This window comes from Streptomyces sp. YS-3 (genome assembly GCF_045257485.1).
Taxonomy (GTDB): Bacteria; Actinomycetota; Actinomycetes; order Streptomycetales; family Streptomycetaceae; genus Streptomyces.
The window spans coordinates 1-3,289 of the sequence record NZ_JBJHPC010000706.1 but is presented as its reverse complement, the minus strand read 5'-3'; the positions used below and the strand labels follow the sequence as shown (position 1 = coordinate 3,289).

Sequence of the window (3,289 nt, the reverse complement as noted above, 5' to 3'; positions counted from 1 at the left end):
GGGGCGGCTGCTGCGGCGGCGGGGGCTGCTGCTGAGGGCGGCTACCGCTTGCGGGACAGCGTCAGCCCGTCCGCCACGACCAGCATGACGCTGTCCATCCGCGCGTCCCGCAGCACGTGCTCGTTGAACCGCTGGATCCCGGCGGCGGGACCGGTCGCCGCCGGGTCCACCACCTCACCGTGGAAGAGCACGTTGTCCACCGCGATGAGGCCGTTCTGCCGCATCCTGGGCACCAGCTCCTCCCAGTACGCGATGTAGTTGTCCTTGTCCGCGTCCAGGTAGGCGAAGTCGATGTGCGGCTCGGCCGGCATCGCGCGCAGGGTCTCGGCCGCCGGGGCGATCCGCAGGTCCACCTTGTGCGCCACGCCCGCCTTCGTCCAGGCCTCGCGCGCGTAGTCGGTCCACTCCCGCGAGATGTCGCACGCGATCAGCCGTCCGTCGTCGGGCAGCGCCCGTGCCATGGCGAGCGCCGAGAACCCGGTGAAGGTCCCGACCTCCACCACGTGCCGCGCGCCCGTCAGCCGGACGAGGAACTCCAGCAGCGGGGCCTGCTCCTCGGCCGACTGCATGCCCGCGCGGCCGGGCAGCCGGGCGTACGTCGTCTCCACGAGCTCGCGCTGCACCGCGTCCAGGGGCGGATTGTGCGCCAGCATGTACGCGTAGAGCTCGTCGGTGATCCTGGTGGTGTTTCCCTTGCTCATGGGGGCGAGTATGGGACCGGTCAGGGCGTTACGGGCGCAACCCGGGCCGCCGCGGCGCGGGCGGCGAACCGGCGCACGATCTCCTCGCCGGCCAGCACGCCCCGCTCGTCGAGGACGTCGACGTGCGGCGCCCGCCAGCCGGCGTCCGCGAGCTCGCCGTGGCCCGGGCGCCAGCCCTCGTCGGCGGCGAGCAGCAGATCGGCGTCGAGGAGCGAGTCCCCGGCGGCGAGGGTGAGCCGGGCGCCGGTGCGCCGGGCCACCTCGTGGACGGCCGCGCTCTTGGTCAGCGGCCCGGGAACCGCGTAGATCTTGCGGCCCTGGAGCGAGACCGTCCAGCCGCGCTCCCCGGCCCAGGCGCTCAGCTCCTCGACCCAGTGGCCGGGCAGCAGCGCGCGCTCCACCACGAGGTAGGCGAACAGGTCCTCGGCGACCCGCTCCTTGCGCAGCCAGGACGGGTCGGCGGCGGCCGAGATGTGGGCGCGCACCTCGGCGAGCGTGGCGCACTCGTCGGCGATCCGCCGGTCCACCTGCCGCCGCCAGTCGGGGTCGGCCACCCCGTCGACGAGCAGCTGCCCGCCGTTGGCGCAGATCGCGTACTTCGCGGGCAGGCCCGGCAGCTGGATGCGCTGGTACTGCTTGCGGGTGCGGGTCGTGGTGGGCACGAAGACCGTGTCCGGGTCCGTCTTGAGGGCGGCGAGCAGGGTGGCGGCGTTCTCGGTCATGTACGAGAGCGGCTTGTGCTCGTGGATCTCCACACAGAGCAGACGCGGCGCCCGGGGGTCGGGCATGGTCAGGTCGAGGGCCGCCGCCGAGTAGATCAGCGTACGGTCCAGGTCGCTGGCGATCAGGGTGCTCATCGGGAGGCCACCGCCTTGCCGTCGGCGCCGGTCGCCCCGCGCGTGTACTGGGGGTGGATCAGCCCGACGCAGCTGTACGGCAGGTCGTCGACCCACTCCACCGGTACCCCGCGCTGCTCCGCGAGCAGACGTACGTGGTCGAGGTCGGCGCCGGCGCCGCGGTGGGCCAGGATCTTCCAGGGGACGCGGCGCAGCAGGACACGGGTGGTCTCGCCGACGCCGGGCTTGACGAGGTTGACGTCGTGGATGCCGTACTCCTCGCTGATCCGCTCGACGGCCGCCCAGCCCTCCCAGGTGGGGCTGCGGTCGGCGCCCTGGAGCGCCTTGGCCTCGCGGTCGACGTCGGCGGCGACCTCGTCGAAGCGGGCGGAGACGGCGTCCAGGAAGTCCACCGAGACGTCGGCGGCGGCCAGTTCGCGGTAGAACTTGGCGCCGTGGAAGTCGCCGGGTCCGATCAGGTCGGCGCGCAGCACGGTCCGCGAGATCAGCCCCGATACGGTCGAGTTGAGGCACGCGGACGGGATCAGGAAGTCCTCGCGGGTGCCGTAGGTGCGCACGCACGAGCCGGGGTCGGCGAGGACCGCGATCTCCGGGTCGAAGCGGTCGACGCCGGAGGAGTCGGCGAACTCGCGGATCGCCGCGGCCAGTTCGCGCGTGATGGCGCCCTTGCCGGTCCAGCCGTCGACGAAGACCACGTCGGCGGGGTCGTGGTGGGCGGCGAGCCAGCGCAGCGCGTTGGGGTCGATGCCGCGTCCGCGCACGATGGAGACGGCGTAGTGCGGCAGGTCGAGCCCGTGCCGGTGCCGGGCCCAGCGGCGCATCAGGACGCCCACCGGGGTGCCCGCACGGGCGAGCGAGACCAGGACCGGGCGGGGCGACCGCTCCGCGAGCACCGTCTCGGTCACGACGCCCACGGCGCGGGCGATGCGCTCGGCCGAGGCGTCCAGCGCGGCGCGGAAGAGCTGCTGGTACTGCGGCGAGGGCTGGTACTCGACCGGCAGCGACTCCGCGTAGTGGGCGCCGCCGCTCTGGATGGCCTCCTCGCGCTCCTCGGTCGGCGCCTCCAGCTCCACCCCGGACAGGTCCTTGAGCAGCCAGCCCACCTCGTCGGGCGCGTACGAGGAGAAGGCGGGCCCGCGCAGGGGCTCGGGCAGGGGCTCGGGCAGGGGTCCGGACATGGGGGCACCTTCGGGTACGTACGAGGGGACGACGGCCAGCACGACGTGCGGGATGTGCGCGGCGAGCCCGGCCAGCAGGCCGTCGGGGGCGTGCAGTGCGGGGGTGTCGCCCACGGAGTCGACGACGGCCACGACGCTGTCGAAGCCGGCGCCCGCCACGTTGTAGGCGTAGCGCTCACCGGGGCCGTCGCCGGGGGTGTCGTGGGCGGGGAAGGCGAGGCGGGTGCGGATGGCGTAGCCGGGATCGTCCACCGCGAGGACGGGCGAGCGGGTGGTGGTGGAGAAGCGGACGTCGATGCCCAGGTGTTCCAGGGCGAGGGCGAGGCGCAGGGGGGCGTACATCAGCTCCTCGAACCCGAGGACGAGGGTACGGCCGGGGGTGTCGCCCAGGGCCCGCCTCAGCCGTGTGGCCATACCGGGAAGCGCCTCTTCGAGCACGGCCCGGTGCTCGGGGGTGAACCCGTGCCGGCCGCCGTCGGGGAGACCGGGCGGCCAGGCGAGGTCGACGGTGACCAGATCGGAGCCAACCGCTCCGCTGCGCCCGCCCTCCCCC

Annotated in this window: 3 protein-coding genes; all 3 read right to left on the bottom strand. The window is 73.9% G+C overall.

Features of this window, described 5'->3' with window-relative positions; genetic code table 11:
* Positions 1-41 precede the first annotated feature (41 nt).
* Positions 42-701, bottom strand: a complete 660-nt coding sequence (locus ACJA3G_RS33595) for an O-methyltransferase (RefSeq protein ID WP_406556816.1) — start codon at positions 699-701, stop codon at positions 42-44.
* Positions 702-721: 20 nt separating this feature from the next.
* The gene (locus ACJA3G_RS33590) at positions 722-1,558 is read right to left on the bottom strand and encodes an HAD family hydrolase (protein WP_406556815.1); all 837 of its coding nucleotides are present in this window, start codon (positions 1,556-1,558) and stop codon (positions 722-724) included.
* A partial coding sequence (locus ACJA3G_RS33585; protein ID WP_406556814.1) for a cysteine protease StiP domain-containing protein occupies positions 1,555-3,289 on the bottom strand: 1,735 nt, incomplete at its 5' end. The genes ACJA3G_RS33585 and ACJA3G_RS33590, both read right to left, overlap by 4 nt.

Bases quoted from the DNA above. Each gene is read 5' to 3' on its own strand.
- ACJA3G_RS33595 (WP_406556816.1), bottom strand. From the start codon at position 701: ATGAGCAAGGGAAACACCACCAGGATCACCGACGAGCTCTACGCGTAC.
- ACJA3G_RS33590 (WP_406556815.1), bottom strand. From the start codon at position 1,558: ATGAGCACCCTGATCGCCAGCGACCTGGACCGTACGCTGATCTACTCG.